At 73.3% G+C, this 18,405-nt stretch carries 16 protein-coding genes and 2 tRNA genes; 3 read left to right on the top strand and 15 right to left on the bottom strand.

Going from position 1 to position 18,405, the window contains the following annotated elements:
• Positions 1–20 precede the first annotated feature (20 nt).
• The 5 genes from SGA01_RS26750 to SGA01_RS26730 form a co-directional block, all read right to left on the bottom strand.
• Positions 21–908, bottom strand: a complete 888-nt coding sequence (locus SGA01_RS26750; protein ID WP_141299180.1) for an amidohydrolase family protein — start codon at positions 906–908, stop codon at positions 21–23.
• Positions 895–1,230, bottom strand: a complete 336-nt coding sequence (locus SGA01_RS26745) for an antibiotic biosynthesis monooxygenase family protein (RefSeq protein WP_141299178.1) — start codon at positions 1,228–1,230, stop codon at positions 895–897. The genes SGA01_RS26750 and SGA01_RS26745 overlap by 14 nt, the downstream gene beginning before the upstream one ends.
• Before the next feature lie 74 nt (positions 1,231–1,304).
• A complete protein-coding gene (locus SGA01_RS26740) occupies positions 1,305–2,174 on the bottom strand; it encodes a DUF2797 domain-containing protein (protein WP_141299176.1) in 870 nt (289 codons plus the stop codon).
• A gap of 96 nt (positions 2,175–2,270) precedes the next feature.
• Complete coding sequence (locus tag SGA01_RS26735; protein WP_141299174.1) at positions 2,271–3,107, bottom strand: BRO family protein; 837 nt, start codon at positions 3,105–3,107, stop codon at positions 2,271–2,273.
• A 117-nt stretch (positions 3,108–3,224) separates the two neighbouring features.
• A complete protein-coding gene (locus tag SGA01_RS26730) occupies positions 3,225–3,590 on the bottom strand; it encodes a PH domain-containing protein (RefSeq protein WP_024756150.1) in 366 nt (121 codons plus the stop codon).
• 136 nt (positions 3,591–3,726) lie between these two features.
• Between SGA01_RS26730 and SGA01_RS26725 the strand changes: the two genes are divergently transcribed.
• Positions 3,727–4,617: a hypothetical protein gene (locus SGA01_RS26725; protein WP_141299172.1), complete on the top strand. Its 891-nt coding sequence runs from the start codon at positions 3,727–3,729 to the stop codon at positions 4,615–4,617.
• Between the two features lie 48 nt (positions 4,618–4,665).
• Here SGA01_RS26725 and SGA01_RS26720 read toward each other — a convergent pair.
• Together SGA01_RS26720 and SGA01_RS26715 are read right to left on the bottom strand one after the other, a co-directional pair.
• Positions 4,666–4,738 (bottom strand) — tRNA-Arg (locus SGA01_RS26720).
• 326 nt (positions 4,739–5,064) lie between these two features.
• Positions 5,065–5,155 (bottom strand) — tRNA-Ser (locus tag SGA01_RS26715).
• A 262-nt stretch (positions 5,156–5,417) separates the two neighbouring features.
• On the opposite strand from SGA01_RS26715, the gene SGA01_RS26710 reads away from it, so the two are divergent.
• Together SGA01_RS26710 and SGA01_RS26705 are read left to right on the top strand one after the other, a co-directional pair.
• Positions 5,418–5,843 carry an SSI family serine proteinase inhibitor gene (locus SGA01_RS26710; protein ID WP_141299170.1) on the top strand — a complete coding sequence of 142 codons (426 nt, stop codon included), beginning with the start codon at positions 5,418–5,420 and terminating at the stop codon, positions 5,841–5,843.
• A gap of 129 nt (positions 5,844–5,972) precedes the next feature.
• Positions 5,973–9,824, top strand: coding sequence for a PAS domain-containing protein (locus SGA01_RS26705; protein ID WP_141299168.1), 3,852 nt, complete (start codon positions 5,973–5,975; stop codon positions 9,822–9,824).
• A gap of 68 nt (positions 9,825–9,892) precedes the next feature.
• On the opposite strand, the gene SGA01_RS26700 is transcribed toward SGA01_RS26705, so the two are convergent.
• From SGA01_RS26700 to SGA01_RS26665, 8 genes are all read right to left on the bottom strand, one after another.
• Positions 9,893–11,545, bottom strand: coding sequence for a long-chain fatty acid--CoA ligase (locus SGA01_RS26700; RefSeq protein WP_055642371.1), 1,653 nt, complete (start codon positions 11,543–11,545; stop codon positions 9,893–9,895).
• Between the two features lie 146 nt (positions 11,546–11,691).
• Positions 11,692–12,249: a SigE family RNA polymerase sigma factor gene (locus SGA01_RS26695; RefSeq protein ID WP_141299166.1), complete on the bottom strand. Its 558-nt coding sequence runs from the start codon at positions 12,247–12,249 to the stop codon at positions 11,692–11,694.
• Positions 12,250–12,258: 9 nt separating this feature from the next.
• Positions 12,259–13,467, bottom strand: coding sequence for a DUF1906 domain-containing protein (locus tag SGA01_RS26690; protein ID WP_141299164.1), 1,209 nt, complete (start codon positions 13,465–13,467; stop codon positions 12,259–12,261).
• A gap of 52 nt (positions 13,468–13,519) precedes the next feature.
• Positions 13,520–14,686: a lipid-transfer protein gene (locus tag SGA01_RS26685; RefSeq protein WP_141299162.1), complete on the bottom strand. Its 1,167-nt coding sequence runs from the start codon at positions 14,684–14,686 to the stop codon at positions 13,520–13,522.
• Positions 14,683–15,072 (bottom strand): MaoC family dehydratase, encoded by a 390-nt coding sequence (locus tag SGA01_RS26680; protein WP_141299159.1) that lies wholly within the window; start codon positions 15,070–15,072, stop codon positions 14,683–14,685. The genes SGA01_RS26685 and SGA01_RS26680 overlap by 4 nt, the downstream gene beginning before the upstream one ends.
• Positions 15,069–16,151: an acyl-CoA dehydrogenase family protein gene (locus SGA01_RS26675; protein WP_141299157.1), complete on the bottom strand. Its 1,083-nt coding sequence runs from the start codon at positions 16,149–16,151 to the stop codon at positions 15,069–15,071. The genes SGA01_RS26680 and SGA01_RS26675 overlap by 4 nt, the downstream gene beginning before the upstream one ends.
• Position 16,152: 1 nt before the next feature.
• The gene (locus SGA01_RS26670) at positions 16,153–17,115 is read right to left on the bottom strand and encodes a bifunctional MaoC family dehydratase N-terminal/OB-fold nucleic acid binding domain-containing protein (RefSeq protein WP_141299155.1); all 963 of its coding nucleotides are present in this window, start codon (positions 17,113–17,115) and stop codon (positions 16,153–16,155) included.
• The gene (locus tag SGA01_RS26665) at positions 17,112–18,338 is read right to left on the bottom strand and encodes an acyl-CoA dehydrogenase family protein (protein WP_141299153.1); all 1,227 of its coding nucleotides are present in this window, start codon (positions 18,336–18,338) and stop codon (positions 17,112–17,114) included. The genes SGA01_RS26670 and SGA01_RS26665 overlap by 4 nt, the downstream gene beginning before the upstream one ends.
• Between the last annotated feature and the right edge of the window lie 67 nt (positions 18,339–18,405).

Below are 18,405 nucleotides of genomic sequence, written 5' to 3'. Positions count from 1 at the left end.
GAATTCCCTGAGAAAGCCCCTCAGAGGGAGAGGGCCGGTTTCACGTGAAACAGCGCGGCCCCGTTCTCGTACAGGACCCGCCGCAGCCAGTCGTCCCCGAGCCCGAGGCGTTCGAGGGCGTGGAGCTGGTGGGCGTACGGGTAGGGGATGTTCGGGAAGTCGGAGCCGAGGAGGATCCGGTCTCCGAGGTCGGCGAGCCGCCCGAACTCCGCCGTCGGGAACGGCGCGAGCCGCTCGCTGAAGTCGGTGAAGGCCATGGTGGTGTCGAGGCGCACGCCCTCGTACCGCTCGGCCAGGGTGAGGAAGTCGCCGTACTCGGGCATGCCCATGTGCGCGACGATCACCCGCAGCCGGGGGTGCCGGGCGAGCAGCCGCCCCATGGGCCCGGGACCGGTGAACTTCCCCGGGGTGGGCCCGGAGCCGCAGTGGACGACGGCGGGCGTACCGGTGTCGGCGAGGGTTCCCCACACGGGGTCGAGCAGCGGGTCCGTCGGGTCGAAACCGCCGACCTGGAGGTGGACCTTGAAGACCCGCGCGCCGGCGTCGAGCGCCTCGCGGACGTACGTGTCGGCGCCCGGCTCGGGAAAGAAGGTCGCGGTGTGGAGGCAGTCGGGGGTGCGGGCGGCGAAGTCGGCGGCCCAGGCGTTCAGCCAGGTGGCCATGCCGGGCTTGTGCGGGTAGAGCATCGCGGTGAAGGCGACGGCCCCGAACCCGCGGAGGATCGCGAGCCTGCGGTCCTCCTCCTCGCGGTAGGTGATGGGCCACTCCAGGCCCGTCAGGGGCCCGGCGGAGTCGAAGTAGGCCCAGACCTTGTCGAGGACGTTCTGCGGCATGAAGTGCGTGTGCACGTCGACGAGCCCGGGAATCCCGAGCCGCTCGATCAGCGCCGGGATGTCACTCTCGCTCAAAGCTGTAGCTCCGCTCGACCTTGCCGATGTGGACGCTGTAGCTGTCGTACCAGTGCTCCCGCCCGTACGTCTTGGCGGCCTGGTGTTCGGTGTCGAGGCGCCAGGCGTCGAGGGATTCCAGGTCCCGGAAGTAGGCGACGGTGATGCCGATGCCGCCGGGGGTGCGGGCGGCCTCGTAGCCGAGGAACCCGGGGATCTCCTTGACGATCTCCTGCATGCGGGAGGCGGTCTCGGCGTAGCCCTCGGGCGCGTCGGGACGGATGGAAGTGAACAGGGCGGTGTAGTACGGCGGTTCCAGGCCCGCCACCAGCTTCTGGGTCATGTGATCACCCTCGCTGGGGCCGGATGGGGATGTCCACGGCCACAGACCAAAGGGATCCAAGACTTTACGAAACGTCAGAAGAGCTCTCCCTGGGCGCTCTCGGGCTCCGCGACGGCCACGGGAGCCACCGGCACCGAGAAACGTGCGCCCTCCCCCGCCCCCTGGAGCGCCCAGCCCCCCATGAGCCGGGTGTCGAGGGCGACGCAGCGCCCGTCGGGGGCGAGCAGGTGCAGATCGGGCCCGGCGGCGGCGAGCAGCCGCCCGGTGACGACGCCGCCGTCGACGAGCTCGGTGACCGTGCCGCCGAGCGGCGGCAGCCCGTCGAGGTGGAAGGCCCCGGCATGGTCGCGGGGGACGAAGTCCAGCGGCTCCAGGGTCTCCGTCCACCCCCCGACCGCTCGCGCGCGCCGGTGCAGCTCCCCGACCTCCCGGGCGCGGTCCTCGGCGTCCGGCAGGACGTGCCGCACGGCCCGCTTCCGCTCGTACGCGATCCGGTCGGGCACGCCGAGCGCCTGCCGCAGCACCTCCTCGGTCCGGCGCGCGGCCATGAGGGGCCCCCGCCCGAGCCAGCTGAAGGCGACGGCCCCCTGCTCCAGGAGCCGGGCCTCGCCACGGGCCTCGGCGGTGATCCCGACCTTGGTCATACCGGGCCCGAACCAGGCCAGGTAGACGCGGTACGGCTGCGGGTCGTCGAGGAGGGTGTCCGCCGCGACCGAGTGTGCCCGGTCGAGCCGCGCGCACTCGGCGCACCGCCCACCGGTGGCCCGCCCGGACACGACGGCCTCCAGGGGGCAGGGATTGCCCCGGGCGCCGGGGCAGCGCCGCACGCCGACGGCCCGGAAGCCGAGCTCCTGCCCGTACGCGAGGGTGCTCACGCGCCCCCCGCGCCACCGCAGCCCGGGCACACCGCCGGCCCAGCCGAGCCCCCGACACCACCACTCCACCGGCCCACGCCTCCCTACCCCGCTGTGGTGTCCAGTCTCCGCCACCGGGCACCCGGGCCCCACACTCTCAGGCACGCGGGCCCGGGGCACGCCTGCTCAGGGCAGGACGTAGATCCGGGCGCCGTCGGGGTCCGGGGAGCCCACCTCGCGCATGCAGCCGCGCTCCAGGAGGATCCGGACGCAGTCGCCGACGCGCTCGCCGGACAGTCCGGTGCGGAGGGTGACGTCCTGGGGCCGGTAGCGGACCCCGCCCCGCACGAGCGCGGGCGCGAGGCAGCAGGCGACGGTGCGGGTGTCGCCGGTGATGGCCCAGGACTCCACGAGCTGCTGCGGGGTGAGCGCGGCGACGACGGCGCCGGTGCGCTGCCGGGGCACTGCGAGACGCGCGAGGGAGTCGGCGGCCCTCGCGAGGTTCTCGCGTGTCTCACGGAGCAGCTCCGCGCGGTCGGCGTGCTCCTCGTAGGCGGCGTACAGGGCGGCCTGCTCGTCGAACTCGCCCTCCAGCCGTACGAGCGCGTCGAGGAGGTCCGGCGGCAGGAGGAACCCGGCGTGGACCGGCGAGGGTTCGAGCCCGTAGCCGCCGTCCCGCTGGACCGCCGCCACGACCTCCGCGACCCACGCCCGGAACTGCCCGGCCTCCGGCCTCCGGCACGCGGCCACGAGCTGGACGAGACCCGGAAGGCTCACCATGCGCACCGAGGCCCTGACGCCGCTGAGGGCGAGTATCGCGGCGCTCCCGGCGAGCTCCCCCGCCCCCGCGAGGCACCCCTTGGGCAGCACCACCGTCCGCAGCGCCTCCCGCGTCCCGGGGTACCCGAGCCGCTTCGCCACGTCCACGACCGGGAACCAGTGCGTCCCGTCCGGCGCGGTCAGCCGCCTCAGACGCGCCCCGGTGGCGACGTACACCATGTCATCGATGTCGATCGCATCCATCGATCATCACCTCCACCTCGCAAGCTAGGCCGAGGGCATATTCAACTGACATGCAAATCAGACAGGTTCACCCAAAAAGGGGAAAGCCCCCGGGATTCCCGGGGGCTTTCCACGCCGTTACTTGGCGACGAACTGCGTGAGGATCGCCTGCACTTCGTAGATGTCGACACCCTTGGTGAAGGTCTTCTGGACGGGCACGGCGTTGCCCGAGATCCAGATCTTCAGCTCGGCGTCGAGGTCGAAGGTGCCGGCGGTCTCGACGGCGAAGTGCGTGATGCTCCGGTACGGGATCGAGTGGTACTCGACCTTCTTGCCGGTGATGCCCTGCTTGTCGACGAGCACGAGACGACGGTCGGTGAAGAAGATCGTGTCGCGGATCAGGAGGTACGCGGCGTGCACCTGCTCCCCCTGGCCGAGCAGCCGCGCGAAGTCCTGCTGCGCCTGCGCCGGGTCGATCGCGTGTGCGTTCCCGAAGAGTGCCATGTCCCAAACCCCCACTGATGAAGAGAAGGAACGATCATCAGACCTCGGGACACGTCGACGCAAGGGACGCCGAGGAAACGCTGGGGGACGGGCCGGTTGCCGGAGCCCATGCGCCACACCTACGGAGGGGAAAGACATGACGACGCCGATCACGGAGGACCGACAGGCCGGAAGCTCCGACTCCGACCGGAAGCGGAGACGCGGCGGGTTGCGCCCCCTGCTGTTCGCGGCGACCGCGCTGACGGCCGTCGCCGCGGGAGTGGCCGGCACCTTGCTCTACCAGCGGTTCACCGCTCCGGACACGTCCGCGGTCGACGCCCAGGCCGCCGAGATCGCCGAGGCCCTGCGGGGAGAACTGACCACGAGTCGCTCCTCGGGGGGCGCGACCTACGGCGGACAGTTCACCGAGGGCACGCTCGTCGCCCAGGTCCAGGCACACGGCGGAGTGCTGCTGAGCGCCGACACGGATCGGAACCGGGCGCCCGACAAGACCCATACAGCGGAGGTGATGTTGGGGTTGGTGCCACCGAGCGAGGGTGCCGTCGCCGCGGCCGCCTATCCGGTCCGCTGCTACCGCTACACGTTCGGCGTCGGCGCGTACAGCGTGAAGCAGTCCGACATGACGTGCCCGGCGGGACGGACCGACCGCCGGCCCGGCAGCCTCGCGGCGCAGATGGGCGTGCTGCTCACCCGGCAGCCCACCGGCGCGCACCCCTACCGCCCGAAGGCGACCGAGGGATACGCCCACACCCCGCAGGGCGCCGCGGACTTCCTGGAGGAGGAGCGCGTGGTCACCGCCGGGGACGAGGTGAGCGCGGCCTCCGGCCGGACCGACGACCACGGCGCGTACGTCCTCGCCCTGCGCATCAACGACGTCTGCCACTACCTGCGCATGGCCTCGTCGCCCACGGCCTCCGACCTGATACCCCTGTGGGCCGCCCCGGCCGACGAACAGGAAGCGTGCGACGTCCAACAGGCCGTGGCCGCCGCCGAACTCCACGGCACCGACCCAACGAAGCAGGGGTGAGACCAACGCAAGAGGCCCCGGACTCTCGTCCGGGGCCTCTTGTCTGTGTGCACTCGGCAGGATTCGAACCTGCAACCTTCTGATCCGTAGTCAGATGCTCTATCCGTTAAGCTACGAGTGCTTGTTTTGTTTTCTGTCTTCGCTCCCCGGCCTTTCGGCCCGCTCGCGGCGACAGGAAGAACATTACATGACTGCCGCCGTCATGTGAAATCCATTCACCCCACCCCTTGTGACCTGCGAAAACGCCGCTCGGGGGAGGAGTGGGGAGTCGGCGGCCGGAGGTCGCGGACAGGGGCGCGCGGGCCGGAAACGGGCCGAAAGAGACCGGGGTCACATGCGCCCCGTGAGTGGCCCGGGGGCGACTCTCGGAGCGGTCCCGGGGACGGCCTTCGGAACGGTCCGGGAATGGCCGAAGCCCCGGCCGTGGGGCCGGGGCTTCGGTAGGGGCGGAGGCGGAGGGATTTGAACCCTCGATGGGCTTTAAGACCCAAACCGCATTAGCAGTGCGGCGCCATAGACCGGACTAGGCGACGCCTCCATGCACCCCGCGCATACGCGAGTGGTGCGTGCAGATGATGACACAGGCGAACCGGCTGTCACCAATCGATTCTCACCGTACTAGGCCTCCGGGGTCCAGGGCAAAGCCCTGCGCGCCCCGGCCGCGCCGCGCAGGCCCGTGATCGGGGCCCGTGGCGTCCACCCGGCGCACCCCGCTTGCGCAACGCCCCGGCGTCCGGAGCGTTAGAGGGGCGGGACACCGTGGGCCCGAAATCCGTACACAGCCGCTCCAGGAGATCCGTATGCTGCGCCGTCTCGTCCTCGCGACCCTCGCCACCACCGCCGCCGGGACCGCCGGATTCGGCCCCCTGCCGCCGCTGCCCCTGCTCTCCCCTCCCGACACCCTGACCGTGACGATCGCCGAGAGCGGCCATCCCGGCGCCGACGGCACCTTCGAGCTGACCTGCGACGACCGGGCCGGCGGGACACACCCGGCCGCCGAGGACGCCTGCGCCCGTCTGGAGGACCACGCGAAGGCGGGCACGGACCCCTTCAAGGCCGTTCCGCAGGACGCGATGTGCACCCAGGTGTACGGCGGCGCCGCCGTCGCGCACGTCACCGGAACCTGGCAGGGCCGCAAGATCGACGCCCGGTTCTCCCGCGTCAACGGCTGCGAGATCGACCGCTGGACCGACCTCCAGCCGGTGCTCCCCATCCTGGGGCGATGACTCTGGCAATGAACGGCGGGCGGCGGCTCCCTTAGACTCCCTCAGTGACAGGCTGCGGCCCGAGAGGCAAGATGGGGCCCGCCTGCCGACAGGCAAGCACGTGCAGTGGGTCAGGGAGGAACCGTCGTCGTGAGCAGCAGGCCATCCCGAGGCGCTGCTCGCCTCGCAGCCATACTCGACGCCCTCCCCGACGGCCTCGTGCTCGTCAATTGCAACGGCACGGTCGTCAACGCCAACACGATCGCCCTCGGCATGTTCGAGACTCCCGGCACCGCACTCGTCGGCCGTGGGCTGCTCGACCTGCTGCCCGGCTTCGACTCGCGCCTCATCCCCGGCTCCATGCGCCGCCCCGAAGGCACCGACGAGCGCGGCCGCACCAAGCCGACCCGGATGATCGCCCGCCGCACGGACGGCGGCGAGTTCCCCGTCGAGGTGACCAGCGCCAGCCTGGAGGACGGCCGCGAGGCCTACGACTCGTACAGCGGCTACACCGGCGACGAGCTCCTCATGCTCGTCGTACGTGACCTCACCGGCACCCTCGACACCGAGGCCGAACTCGCCCGCTCGCAGCGCCAGACCGAGATGATCCTGCGCGCCGCGTCCGAGGGCGTCGTCGGCACGGACACCGACGGCCGGGTCGTCCTCGTCAACCCCGCCGCCGCACAGATCCTCGGCTACCGCGCCGGCGAGCTCGGCGGCCAGGAGCTGCACCCGCTGATCCTCGCCACCCGCGCCGACGGCGAGCCCTTCCCGTACGAGGAGTCCCCGCTCGCCGACACCCTCAAGTCCGGGCGCAAGCACCGCGTCCGCGGGCAGGTGCTGTGGGCGAAGAAGGGCGACCGGGTGCCGGTCGACCTCACGACCGCTCCCGTGCGGGACGGCGACCAGCTCGTCGGCGCCGTGATGACCTTCTCCGACCGCAGGCCGTACGAGCAGCTCGCCGAGGAGCACGCCACCGAGCTCGCCGACCGCGCCGAGCGGCACGCGGTCGAGCGGGAGGCCCAGCAGGAGCGGTACGCCTCGCTGGCCGCCCGGCACGAGCAGCTGACCGCCGTCCTCGCCGAGTCGCTGCGCGGCCCGCTGGAGGAGCTGCGCGGCCGGCTGGGCGCGCTCGCCGCCGACGACGCCGGACAGCTGTGGCCCGAGGCCAACCAGGTCCTGCACCACCTGACCGCCGGATACGCCCGGATGACGGCGCTCGTGGACAACGTCCTGGCCTACCAGCGCCTCGACGCGGGCACGGAGGAGCTCGACCGGCGCGTCGCGCTGCTCGACGGGGTCGTGACGGCCGGCATCGACGCGGCCGTCGAGCTGATCGGGCCCGGCCGCGCGCAGTTCGCCGTGCACGCGCCGCCGATCGAGGCCGAGGTCGACCCCGACCGGCTCGCGACCGCGCTCGCGCACCTCGTCGCGGACGTCGCAGGCGTCGACGCGACCGGCAAGAACCGGGCCGCCGCGCAGGGCGCCGGGCCGGTCGACTCCACGATCGTCGTCGCGGCCGCCCAGCGCGGAGACGTCGTACGCATCGAGGTCCGCGGCCCGTACGCGGGCGGCGACCCGGTCCACGGGCCGGTCGTGCGCGGGATCGTGGCGGCGCACGGCGGTGTCGTGCAGACCCACGAGGTACCGGGGACGAGCGGCGGCGCGTACGTCCTCGAGGTCCCGCTCGGGGCCGGACGGGGCACGGTCCCCGCACCTGCGCCCGCGCCCGCACCCGCCGGCTCTCCCGGTGCGGACCCGCAGGACGCCGGCGTACGGGAGCTCCCCGCCCTGCCCGCGCAGGCCACGGGTGCGGAGGGTGAGACCTCGGGCGGCGGACGTCGCCGGGCGCGGCGCGCCTCCACGGACGCCTTCCTGGAGAGCCCTGTCGCCCCTGAGGCCGCCGAGTCGGGCGGTCGCCGCCGTGCCCGTACGGGAGAGGCCTCCGGCCCCGCCGAACTGATCCCCGCCCAGCAGAACGCCGGGGCCGACGGCTCCGCCATGGCCGCGCTCCCGGCTTCCGCGTCCGCCGCCCTGCCCTCGGCCGGGCCCTTCGCCCTTCCCTCCGCCGCGCCCGCCGCCGAGCCCACCGGGCGACGCCGGGGCCGGCCCGCCGAGGGCTCCGTGGTGACCGCCGCCGAAGGCGCGCAGGGGCGGGCCGCGCTGGGCGCCGCCGTGCCCCCGCAGGGTGTCGCCGCCGCCGAGCACCTGCACGTGCCCGCCGGCGCGCCCGCACACGGCCCTGCCCTGGCACTGCCCGCCGTCGCCTCCGGCGGTGACGCACCGGCCGCTCCGCCGAGCGGGCGGCGTCGGCGTGCCCTTGCCGCGGCGCAGGAGCGGGCCGCGGCGGCCGAGTCCGGTCCTCGCACGCCGTTCGCGCTCCCTCCGGCCGACGCGGACCGCCCGGAGTCGGCCGACCCGGCTGCACCTGAGGCTGTGACTGCGGTTCCTGTGCCTGCTGCGGTTCCTGTGCCTGCCTCTGTGCCGGTTCCGGGCGCCGTCGCGCTGCCCGTCTCCGACGAGGGGCAGCACGAGGCCGTTCGCGGCATCCCGGGCTCCGACCACACGCCCCCGCAGCCCCATCCGCACCTTGCGCAGCAGCCTCAGCCGCTGCCCGAGCCGAGCGGTCGCCGCCGTGCCATGGCACCGCCGGCGCCCGTGCCGCCGTCGTCGACGCCGCTGCCGGGTGCTGTCCCGGCAGCCGTGCCCGCGCCTGCCCCTGCCCCTGCCCCTGCGCCGCAGAGCGGCACCGGTTCCGGGACGGGCACCGGCTCCGTACCGCTGCCGCCCGAACTGCCCATGCCGATGGCGACGTCGAAGGAGTCGGGGGAGCCGAAGGACTCGACCCAGGGGCGGGCGTTCAGCGTGCGCACTCTTGGGCAGGGCGTTCCCTTCGTCCCGCCGACAGCCGCGCCCGCCACTCCGGTCGCTCCCGTCGCGACCCCGGTGGCTGCTCCTGTGGCCACCGCCGCCCCCGCGCTCCCGGCGCCCTCCAACGGCTCCGGACGGCGGCGCAAGCTCGCCACCCCGCCGGAGACGGACCCGCCGGTCCCGGCGGCGATCGCCCTGCCGGCCGCCGCCGAGAACACGGCCAAGCCGCACCCGCAGTCCGCCCCCGAGGCCGCGCTCGGGCTCGCCCCGGCCGCCCCCGAAGGCCGCGCCTACGCCATAGGGGCGCCCGCCGAGGGCTCCGCCGAAGGTCCCGAGCCGCTGGACGGCCCCGGCGGCGCGATCGAGGTCGCCAACCGTCCCGCGCCGCGGCCCGTCGACGACGAACTGCCCCCCGAGCCGCTCGACAACCCGCGCCGGCTGCTCGTCTGGCCCGCGCCCGACGTCTCCACCCAGCAGGCGCTCAGCGACCGCGGCTACCGCCCGGTGATCGTGCACTCCCGCGAGGAGGTCGACGCCCAGATCGCCGCCTTCCCCGCCGCGCTCTTCGTCGACCCGCTGACCGGGCCCATCACCCGTACGGCGCTCCAGTCGCTGCGTCAGGCCGCCGTCGCCGCCGAGGTGCCGGTGCTGCTCGCGGCCGGGCTCGGGCAGGCGACCCGGGAGGCCGCGTACGGCGCCGACCCCGCCGTACTCCTCAAGGCGCTCGCGCCCCGCGACAGCGAGCAGCACCCGTCCCGGGTCCTGCTCATCGAGGAGCACGACGACATCGCGGAGGCGCTCGGCGCCACCCTGGAGCGGCGCGGGATGCAGGTGGCGCGGGCGGCCACGGACACCGAAGCGGTCGCGCTGGCCACGGAGACCCGGCCGAACCTCGTCGTGATGGACCTGATGCAGGTGCGCCGCCGACGGGCCGGGATCATCGACTGGCTGCGCGCGAACGGGCAGTTGAACCGTACGCCGCTCGTCGTCTACACCTCGGCCGACCTCGACGAGGAGGAGCTGCCGAAGCTGTCCTCCGGCGAGACGGTCCTCTTCCTCGCCGAGCGGTCGAACAGCACCGAGGTCCAGGCCCGGATCGTCGACCTGCTCGCGAAGATCGGCACCAACTAGCCGTAGCGGTCAAGGAAGCGGGGGAGGGCGGCTGCCCTCCCCCGCTTCTTCGTCCGTGCCGGCCCCGGCTACAGCTGCGTCACGTCCAGCTCGCCCTCCGCGTACTGCCGGCGGATGACCTTCTTGTCGAACTTGCCGACGCTCGTCTTCGGCACCGCCGGCACGATCGCCCAGCGCTCCGGCAGCTGCCACTTGGCTATGCCGCCCTCGGCGGCGAGGAAGGACCGCAGCGTCTCGTAGTCCGCCGTGGCGCCGTCCTTGAGGACGACCGTCGCGAGCGGGCGCTCGCCCCACTTCTCGTCCGGCACGGCGACGACGGCGGCCTCGGCGACCTCCGGGTGCGCCATGAGGGCGTTCTCCAGGTCGACGCTCGATATCCACTCGCCGCCGGACTTGATGACGTCCTTCGCGCGGTCGGTGAGGGTGAGGAAGCCGTCGGGGCTGATCACGCCGACGTCACCCGTCTTGAGCCAGCCGTCCTCGCTGAACTTGTCGGCCGGGCGGATCTCCTCGCCGTCGACGCCGCCGAAGTACGAGCCCGCGATCCACGTGCCGCGGACCTCCAGCTCGCCCGCCGACTCGCCGTCCCAGGGCAGGTGGTCGCCGCCGGGGCCGACGAGCCGCGCCTCGACACCGGCGGGGAAACGTCCCTGCGTGACGCGGTACGGCCACTCCTCCTCGGCGCTCAGACCGGCCGGCGGGTGGGCCATCGTGCCCAGCGGGGAGGTCTCGGTCATGCCCCACGCGTGGCAGAGGCGGACGCCGAGCCGGTCGTACGCCTCCATGAGGGAGGGCGGGCAGGCAGCGCCGCCGATGGTCACCTGGGTCATCGAGGAGAGGTCGCGGGGATTCGCGGTGACCTCGGCGAGCAGGCCCTGCCAGATGGTCGGGACGGCCGCCGCGTGGCTCGGCCGCTCGCGCTCGATCATCTCGGCGAGCGGGGCGGGCTGGAGGAAACGGTCCGGCATCAGCATGTTGATGCCGGTCATGAAGGTGGCGTGCGGGAGGCCCCAGGCGTTGACGTGGAACTGCGGCACGACGACGAGGGTCGTGTCCCGGTCGGTCAGGGCCATCGACTCGGCCATGTTCACCTGCATGGAGTGCAGGTAGATCGAACGGTGGGAGTAGACGACGCCCTTGGGGTCGCCGGTGGTGCCGGAGGTGTAACACATGGCCGCGGCGGAACGCTCGTCGAGCTCGGGCCAGTCGTACGTGGTCGGGCGGCCGGCGATGAGCTCCTCGTAGTCGTGCACGCGCGGCGCGACGCCCTCCAGACCGGAGCGGTCCCCGGGGCCCGCGACGACCACGTGCTCGACCGTCGGAAGGTGCGGGAGCAGGGGGACGAGGAGCGGCAGCAGGGAGCCGTTGACGAGCACGACCCGGTCGGCGGCGTGGTTGACGATCCACACGAGCTGCTCGGGGGGAAGACGCAGGTTGAGGGTGTGGAGGACCGCGCCCATGGAGGGGATCGCGAAGTACGCCTCGACGTGCTCGGAGTTGTTCCACATCAGGGTCGCGACGCGCTGGTCGCCGGTCACCCCGAGTTCGTCGCGCAGGGCGTTGGCCAGCTGGTGCGCGCGGGCCCCGGCCTCCGCGAACGAGCGGCGGTGCGGTTCGGGCTCACCCGTCCAGGTGGTGATGGTGGACTTCCCGTGGATCGTCATCCCGTGCTTGAGGATGCGGCTCACGGTCAGCTGTACGTCCTGCATGGTGCTGTACACGGGGCGTCCTCCCGGTGGGCGCTACGTGGCAGAAAGGGTGGGGAGATTCTGCGCACGTACCGCGCGGTATGTCACTACCCGGGAGTACGTAAATTGCCAGTGATCGCTGGCGGAAGTCGCTCTTCCCTCTGATTCCCGGCGGACTCCTACCGTGCGGGGGTCAGTTCCGGGTCCTCGCGGAGCTTGCCGAGCGCCCGGGACACCGCGCTCTTGACCGTGCCGACGGAGACCCCGAGGACCTCGGCGGTCTGGGCCTCGCTGAGGTCCTCGTAGTACCGCAGGACCACCATCTGGCGCTGGCGCTCCGGCAGCTTCATCACGGCTCGCCACATCGCGTCGTGCAGCACCTGACGGTCGGCCGGGTCGGGCTCCGGGAGGCCGACCGGCTCCGGCAGCTCCTCGCAGGCGAACTCGTCGACCTTGCGCTTGCGCCACTGCGACGTACGGGTGTTCAGCAGCGCGCGGCGGACGTAGCCGTCCAGGGCGCGGTGGTCCTCGATGCGCTCCCAGGCCATGAAGGTCTTGGTGAGCGCGGTCTGGAGGAGGTCCTCGGCGTCACAGGGGTTGGCGGTCAGGGAGCGCGCCGTCCGCAGCAGCACAGGACCACGCGCCCGGACGTACGAGGAGAACGACGGGTACGGCGCGTGGCCGAGGGCGGCCTTCGAGGCGCCGGTGCAGACAGGGCCAGAGGGTGGCGGGGTCATGACTCCACGCTAGAAGCGGAGCGCGCCCGGCGTATCGGCCCCAGGTCCCGAACCGGGGTCCGCCTCAGGTTGGAGGAGAGACGGCTGCCGGACCTCCTCTGGGTGGAGTCGCCCCGCACCGGAGTCAGGGTCGGGGCCGGGTCGAAACCGGGTCGAAGCGGCTGTTCCGGCCGTCGTGACGCGGGCGACCGGGGCGTCCACCGCGTTCCGGTCGATCAGCATCCGGCGTCCTCCGTACGACTCGGCGACGTTGCCCACGTACTGGTGGATCCGGGCGTGCGGCATCCAGGCCTCCGGGTGCAGCGACGTCTCCGTGTACAGCGCGGGCTCGCCCCGCCAGCGCGCGAACCACAGCACGGAGGGCAGGTCCTGCGTACCCGCCTTCCGCTCCCTCTCGATCTGCCGGATCCCGGTGTCGGCGCTGCTGTAGTAGCCGGGCAGATAGCCGAGGCGCCGCACCTCCCTGTTCCACGCGCGGACGAAGGAGAGGGTGGTGGCGGCGCAGCTCGTGTCCTCCAGTCGGAACGCCTCGATGTCCAGGTACAGCGGGCTGCTCGCGCCGATCCCCAGAGCCCGCGCCGCCCGCACCGCGTCGCCCGCCTCCTGCACGCCCTGGCTCGAGGGGCGGCTGCCGATGGCGTACGGCCGCTTCGCGGCGGAGTGGACGCACGGCGCCTGGGAGCCGACGAAGAGCGGCAGCAGCTTCCAGCCCATGGCGTGGGCGGAGGCGACCCAGGCGGGGGTCAGCTCCTTCTGGACGGGGCACCCTCGGCCCCGGCCCCCGAAGTAGACCCCGACGGCCCGGTACGGGGAGCTGAGCCAGGCCCTCATCACCGCGAGCGACGGCGCCTCACAGGTGTCGAAGGCCTTGCCCGCGAAGCGCGGCGCGGACACGGGAGCGGACTCGGAGTCGGGAGCGGACTCGGAGTCGGGAGCGGACTCGGACTCGGGCTCGGGCGGAGACGCGGGCGGCGCGCCCGCGTCGGTGTCGGAATCGGGCGCGGCCGGGGCGGGGGCCATTGGGGCGGGTGCCACCGGGGCGGGGGCCACTGGGGCGGCGGGGGCCACGGCCGAGGCGCCGGCCGGGCCGGCGAGGAGAGCCGCTCCGGCCATCGCCACCACCAGGGCGGTGGCCACGGCCCGCGCCCCGGGAGGCGGCGCGGACCGTGCGTACGGCGGACGGAAGGACGAGGGCGAGGGCGGTGCGTTTGTGCTCATGGCGCGAGTGAAGAGCCGCCCGCCCCGCCCGGCCACCGCTGAGGCCGTCGTGTCAGCCGTCCGTGCCCAGGATCAACCCGGACGTGGGAACCCCGGTGCCCGCCGTGACCAGGGTCCGGGCCGCGCCGGGTATCTGGTTCACGGACGTGCCGCGCAGTTGCCGCACCGCCTCCGCGATGCCGTTCATGCCGTGCAGATAGGCCTCGCCGAGCTGCCCGCCGTGGGTGTTCAGCGGGACGGCGTCGGCCGCGACGAAGTCCGCCGCCTCCCCCGGACCGCAGAAGCCGAACTCCTCCAGCTGCATCAGCACGAACGGCGTGAAGTGGTCGTAGAGGATGGCCACGTCGATGTCGGCCGGCGCGAGGCCGGCGGTCCGCCAGAGCTGCCGGGCGACGACGCCCATCTCCGGCAGCCCGGTCAACTCGTCCCGGTAGAAACTGGTCATGGCCTCCTGCTTGCGTCCGGCGCCCTGCGCCGCCGCCAGGATCACGGCGGGCGGGCGGGGCAGGTCGCGGGCGCGCTCGACCGAGGTGACCACGATCGCCTGACCGCCGTCGGTCTCCTGGCAGCAGTCGAGGAGCCGCAGCGGCTCGACGATCCAGCGCGAGGCCGCATGGTCGGCGAGGGTGATCGGCTTCCCGTGGAAGTACGCGGCGGGGTTGCGGGCCGCGTGCCGCCGGTCGGTGACCGCGACATGGCCGAAGGCGTCCGGGGTCAGCCCGTAGGTGTGGAGGTACCGCTGGGCGGCCATCGCGACCCAGGAGGCCGGGGTGAGCAGCCCGAAGGGCAGCTGCCAGCCGAGCGCGGCGCCTTCGGCGGAGGGCTCGCGCTGCTGGACGCCGGAGCCGAAGCGGCGCCCGGACCGCTCGTTGAACGCCCGGTAGCAGACGACGACTTCGGCGACGCCGCCGGCGACGGCGAGCGCGGCCTGCTGGACGGTGGCGCAGGCTGCCCCGCCCCCGTAGTGCACGCGGGAGAAGAAGGACAGCTCGCCGATGCCGGCGGCCTGGGCGACGGTGATCTCGGGGTTGGTGTCCATGGTGAAGGTGACCAGGCCGTCGACGTCGCCGGGGGTCAGTCCGGCGTCGTCGAGGGCGGCCCGTACCGCCTCGGCGGCGAGGGAGAGCTCGCTGCGGCCCGAGTTCTTGGAGAACTCCGTCGCCCCGATGCCGACGACGGCCGCCCGCCCGCCGATGGCGTCCCTGGTGCGGACGCTCATGGCGCCACCTCCACGGTGACGGTGACCGTCCCGGTGACGTGGTGTCCCAGGTCGTTGGCCCCGACGACCCGGACCGTGGCCGTGTCCCCGGCCACCTCGGTGACCGTCCCGGTCAGGGTCATCGTGTCCCCGGGGTAGTTGGGGGCGCCGAGCCGGATGGCGACCCTGCGGAGGACCGCGCCGGGGCCGAAGTGGTCGGTGATGTAGCGGCCGACGAGTCCGTTGGTCGTGAGGATGTTCATGAAGATGTCCGGGGAGCCCTTCTCCCTGGCCAGTTCGGCGTCGTGGTGCACGTCCTGGTAGTCGCGGGAGGCCACGGCCCCGGCGACGATCAGGGTGCGGGTGATCGGGATCGTGAGCGGTGGCAGCTCTTCCCCTGGCTTCATGACGGGTCTCCCTTCGCGAGCAGGTCGCCGAGTTCGGCGAGGAGTTCGGTGCCGCAGCCCAGGTACGCATCGAGCTGCCGGCCCCACAGGAAGTGCCGGTGGACGGGGTGGTCGAGGTCGGCGCCCATGCCGCCGTGGAGGTGCTGCCCGGTGTGCACGACCCGCTTTCCCGCCTCGGAAGCCCACCAGGCGGCGGTCAGCGCGGCCTCGGCGGCGTCCAGGCCCTCGTCGTGGCGCCAGGCCGCCTCGTAGGCCGTGACCCGGATGGCCTCGGTGTCCATGTAGGCGTCCGCGGCACGCAGCTGGACCGCCTGGTGGGTGGCGAGCGGGCGCCCGAACTGCTCGCGTACGGAGGTGTACTCCACAGCCTTGGCGAGGGACCCCGCGCACACCCCCGCCTGAAGCCCGGCGAAGGCGACCCGCGCGGCGACCAGCACGTCCGTGTAGGCGTCGAAGCCGGGTCCGACGGCGTCCGAGCCGGAGCCAGAGCCGGCACCCGAGCCCGAGCCGGTCCCCAGCCGTTCCGCCGCCGTGCCGTCGAGCACCAGCCGCCCCGCGGACCAGGGCGCGGTGAGCTCGACGGGCTCGATCCGGGCCGCGTCCTCGGTGCGGACGAGCCACAGACCGCGCTCCGCGTCCGCCACGAGGACGTGCGTGGCGTCCCTGAGCCACGGCACCCACTCGACGGCCCCGCCGAGCCGCCCCTCGTGCGCCACGACCCCGCCGGTCCCGGGGAAGGCGCCCGTCACCACCGTCGTACCGTCGCGGAGGCCCGGCAGGAGCCGGGCTCGCTGCTCCTCGGTGCCGTGCCGGGCGACGGCGAGGATCCCGTACACACAGGTCGCGGCGAGCGGTACCTGCGCGGTCCTGCGCCCCTGCTCCTCCAGGAGGAGCACGAGGCCGAGCAGCCCGGTCTCCTCGACGGCGCCGGGGAGACCGGCCGCGCAGAGCGCCTTCCACAGCTCGGCGTCGCTACCGGTGCCCGCGGCCGCGAGCCGCTCATGGGTGGCGAGGTCGCCGAAGATCCGCGCGGCCAGGTCCCGGGCGGCCTCCTGCTCCTCGGTGGGGGTGAAGTCCATGTCAGCCCTCCCCTCCCGCACGGAAGACGGGAAGCTCCAGCTCCTCGTCGACCCGCAGGAACTCCAGCCGCACCGGCATCCCGATCCGGACCTTGTCGTACGGCACACCCACCACGTTGCTGATCATCCGCACGCCCTCGGCCAGTTCGATCAGGCCGACCGCGTAGGGAGGGTCGAAGGCCGGGAAGGGCGGGTGGTGCATCACCACGTACGAGTAGACGGTCCCGGCGCCGCTCGCCTCGACCGTGTCCCACTCCGGCGAGCCGCACTCGGCGCACCCCGGCAGCCAGGGCAGGCGCAGGCTCGCGCAGTCGCCGCAGCGCTGGATGAGCAGCCGGTGTGCGGCCACGCCCTCCCAGAAGCCCGCGTTGTCCCGGTTGACGACCGGGCGGGGCCGCCGGGGAGCCGCGGCGGCGGCCTCCGGTGGGCGTCGGTCGGTCTTCGAAGGGCGTCCGGCAGGCGCGTACTTGAGGATGCGGAAGCGGTGGGTGCCCGCGAGTTCGCCGTCCGCCCGGACGTCCATGCGGGTCGTGACGAAGTGCCCGGTCCCGAGCTTGGTCGTCTTGCGCGGCGACACGGACTCGATGACGGCGTCGAAGGTGATCGCGTCCCCCGGCCGCAGCGGCCGGAGGTACTCCTGCTCGCAGTCGGTCGCGACGACCGAGGTGTACCCCGCGCCGTCGAGGAGCGCGAAGAGCTCGTCGTACGCCTCGGAGCGGTCGCCGTGCCCGGAGAGTCCGCCCATGGTCCAGGCCTGGAGCATGGTCGGTGGCGCGACCGCCCCCGGCCCCTCGTACGCCGGGTGGGCATCGCCCATGGCCTCGCACCAGTGCCGGATCATGGGCAGGTTGACCGGGTCCTTGCCGACCCCGGCGGTGGCGGCGGACCGCCCCTCGTACGCGGCGATCCGCTCGTACAGGCCGTCCGCCGCGGACTCCGCGTCGGTCCGCTCCCCCTCGCTCATCGCCGCCCCCTCCCCTTCATGCCGAGCCGCATCCTCGCGACGATCTCGCGCTGCACCTCGCTCACCCCTCCCCCGAAGGTGTTGATCTGAGCGGCCCGGTTCATGCGCTCCAGCTCGCCGCCGTCGAACTCCCCCGGCGAACCCGCTCGCACCGTCCCCGCCCCGCCCGCGATCTCCTGACATATTCGATACACCTCGACCGCCGATTCGGTTCCCGCGAACTTCACGCCGCTCGCGTCCCCCGGAGCCAGCCGGCCGGCCCCCACATCCCCCACCAAACGCCAGTTGAGCAGGCGCGTCGCCGCCAGCCGGGCATGCGCTTCGGCGGCCCGAATCCGTATCCACGGCTCGTCAATGCGGCGCCTGCCCGTCACCGGATCGGGGGTACTCGCCCGGTCGAGCGCCGTCGCGAAGAAGTCCTCGGCCTGCATGCCGATCGCGGCGAGCGCGACCCGCTCGTGGTTGAGCTGCTCGGTGATCAGCCCCCAGCCGCCGTGCTCCGGCCCGACGAGGTTCCCGGCGGGGACCCGTATCCCGTCGTAGTAGGTGGCGGTCGTCGTCAGCCCGCCGACGGTCTGGATGGGGGTCCAGGAGAAGCCCGGCGCGTCGGTGGGGACGAGGACGATGGAGATGCCCCGGTGCGGCGGCGCGGCGGGATCGGTGCGGCAGGCGAGCCAGATCCAGTCGGCGTTCTGGGCGTTGGAGGTGAAGATCTTCTGCCCGTCGATCAGCCAGTCCGCCCCCTCCCGTACGCCTCCGCCCGGCACGTCTCCGCCCCGTACGCCTCCGTCCCCCTCGCCTCCCTCCCGCACCGCCCGGGTCCGCAGCGAGGCGAGGTCCGTACCGGCCTCGGGCTCGCTGTAACCGATGGCGAAGACGGTCTCGCCGCGCAGGATCCGCGGCAGGAAGTAGGCCTTCTGTTCGGCGGTCCCGTACTTCATGAGGGTGGGTCCGACGGTGTTGAGGGTGACCATCGAGACGGGGGCGCCGGCCCGGTAGGCCTCGTCGAAGAAGACGAACTGCTCGTCGGAGCCGCGGCCCTGGCCGCCGTACTCCTCCGGCCAGCCGAGGCCGAGCAGCCCGTCGGCCCCGATCCGGCGGAGCAGCAGGCGCTGGGCGGCGGTGTCGTCGGGGGGAGGCGGGCCGTCGGGCATCACCTCGCGGAAGTACGCGCGGAGTTCGGCGCGCAGCCGCAGCTGCCGCTCGGTCGGGGCGAGGTGCACGGCGACGGCCTCCCGTGGGACGACTGAGGTTTCTGACTGTCCGTCAGATTCAGGACCTCTGTCAAGG

It is taken from the genome of Streptomyces gardneri (genome assembly GCF_006539185.1).
Classification (GTDB): domain Bacteria; phylum Actinomycetota; class Actinomycetes; order Streptomycetales; family Streptomycetaceae; genus Streptomyces; species Streptomyces gardneri.
The sequence above is the reverse complement of the archived record's forward strand: the minus strand, read 5'-3'. Positions and strand labels throughout refer to the sequence as shown.

Excerpts from the sequence above, each read along its gene's own strand:
- SGA01_RS26670 (WP_141299155.1), bottom strand. The coding sequence starts at position 17,115 with ATGAGCGAGGGGGAGCGGACCGACGCGGAGTCCGCGGCGGACGGCCTG.
- SGA01_RS26685 (WP_141299162.1), bottom strand. The coding sequence starts at position 14,686 with ATGAGCGTCCGCACCAGGGACGCCATCGGCGGGCGGGCGGCCGTCGTC.
- SGA01_RS26710 (WP_141299170.1), top strand. The coding sequence starts at position 5,418 with ATGCTGCGCCGTCTCGTCCTCGCGACCCTCGCCACCACCGCCGCCGGG.
- SGA01_RS26730 (WP_024756150.1), bottom strand. The coding sequence starts at position 3,590 with ATGGCACTCTTCGGGAACGCACACGCGATCGACCCGGCGCAGGCGCAG.
- SGA01_RS26675 (WP_141299157.1), bottom strand. The coding sequence starts at position 16,151 with ATGGACTTCACCCCCACCGAGGAGCAGGAGGCCGCCCGGGACCTGGCC.
- SGA01_RS26690 (WP_141299164.1), bottom strand. The coding sequence starts at position 13,467 with ATGAGCACAAACGCACCGCCCTCGCCCTCGTCCTTCCGTCCGCCGTAC.
- SGA01_RS26695 (WP_141299166.1), bottom strand. The coding sequence starts at position 12,249 with ATGACCCCGCCACCCTCTGGCCCTGTCTGCACCGGCGCCTCGAAGGCC.
- SGA01_RS26735 (WP_141299174.1), bottom strand. The coding sequence starts at position 3,107 with ATGGATGCGATCGACATCGATGACATGGTGTACGTCGCCACCGGGGCG.
- SGA01_RS26745 (WP_141299178.1), bottom strand. The coding sequence starts at position 1,230 with ATGACCCAGAAGCTGGTGGCGGGCCTGGAACCGCCGTACTACACCGCC.
- SGA01_RS26725 (WP_141299172.1), top strand. The coding sequence starts at position 3,727 with ATGACGACGCCGATCACGGAGGACCGACAGGCCGGAAGCTCCGACTCC.
- SGA01_RS26680 (WP_141299159.1), bottom strand. The coding sequence starts at position 15,072 with ATGAAGCCAGGGGAAGAGCTGCCACCGCTCACGATCCCGATCACCCGC.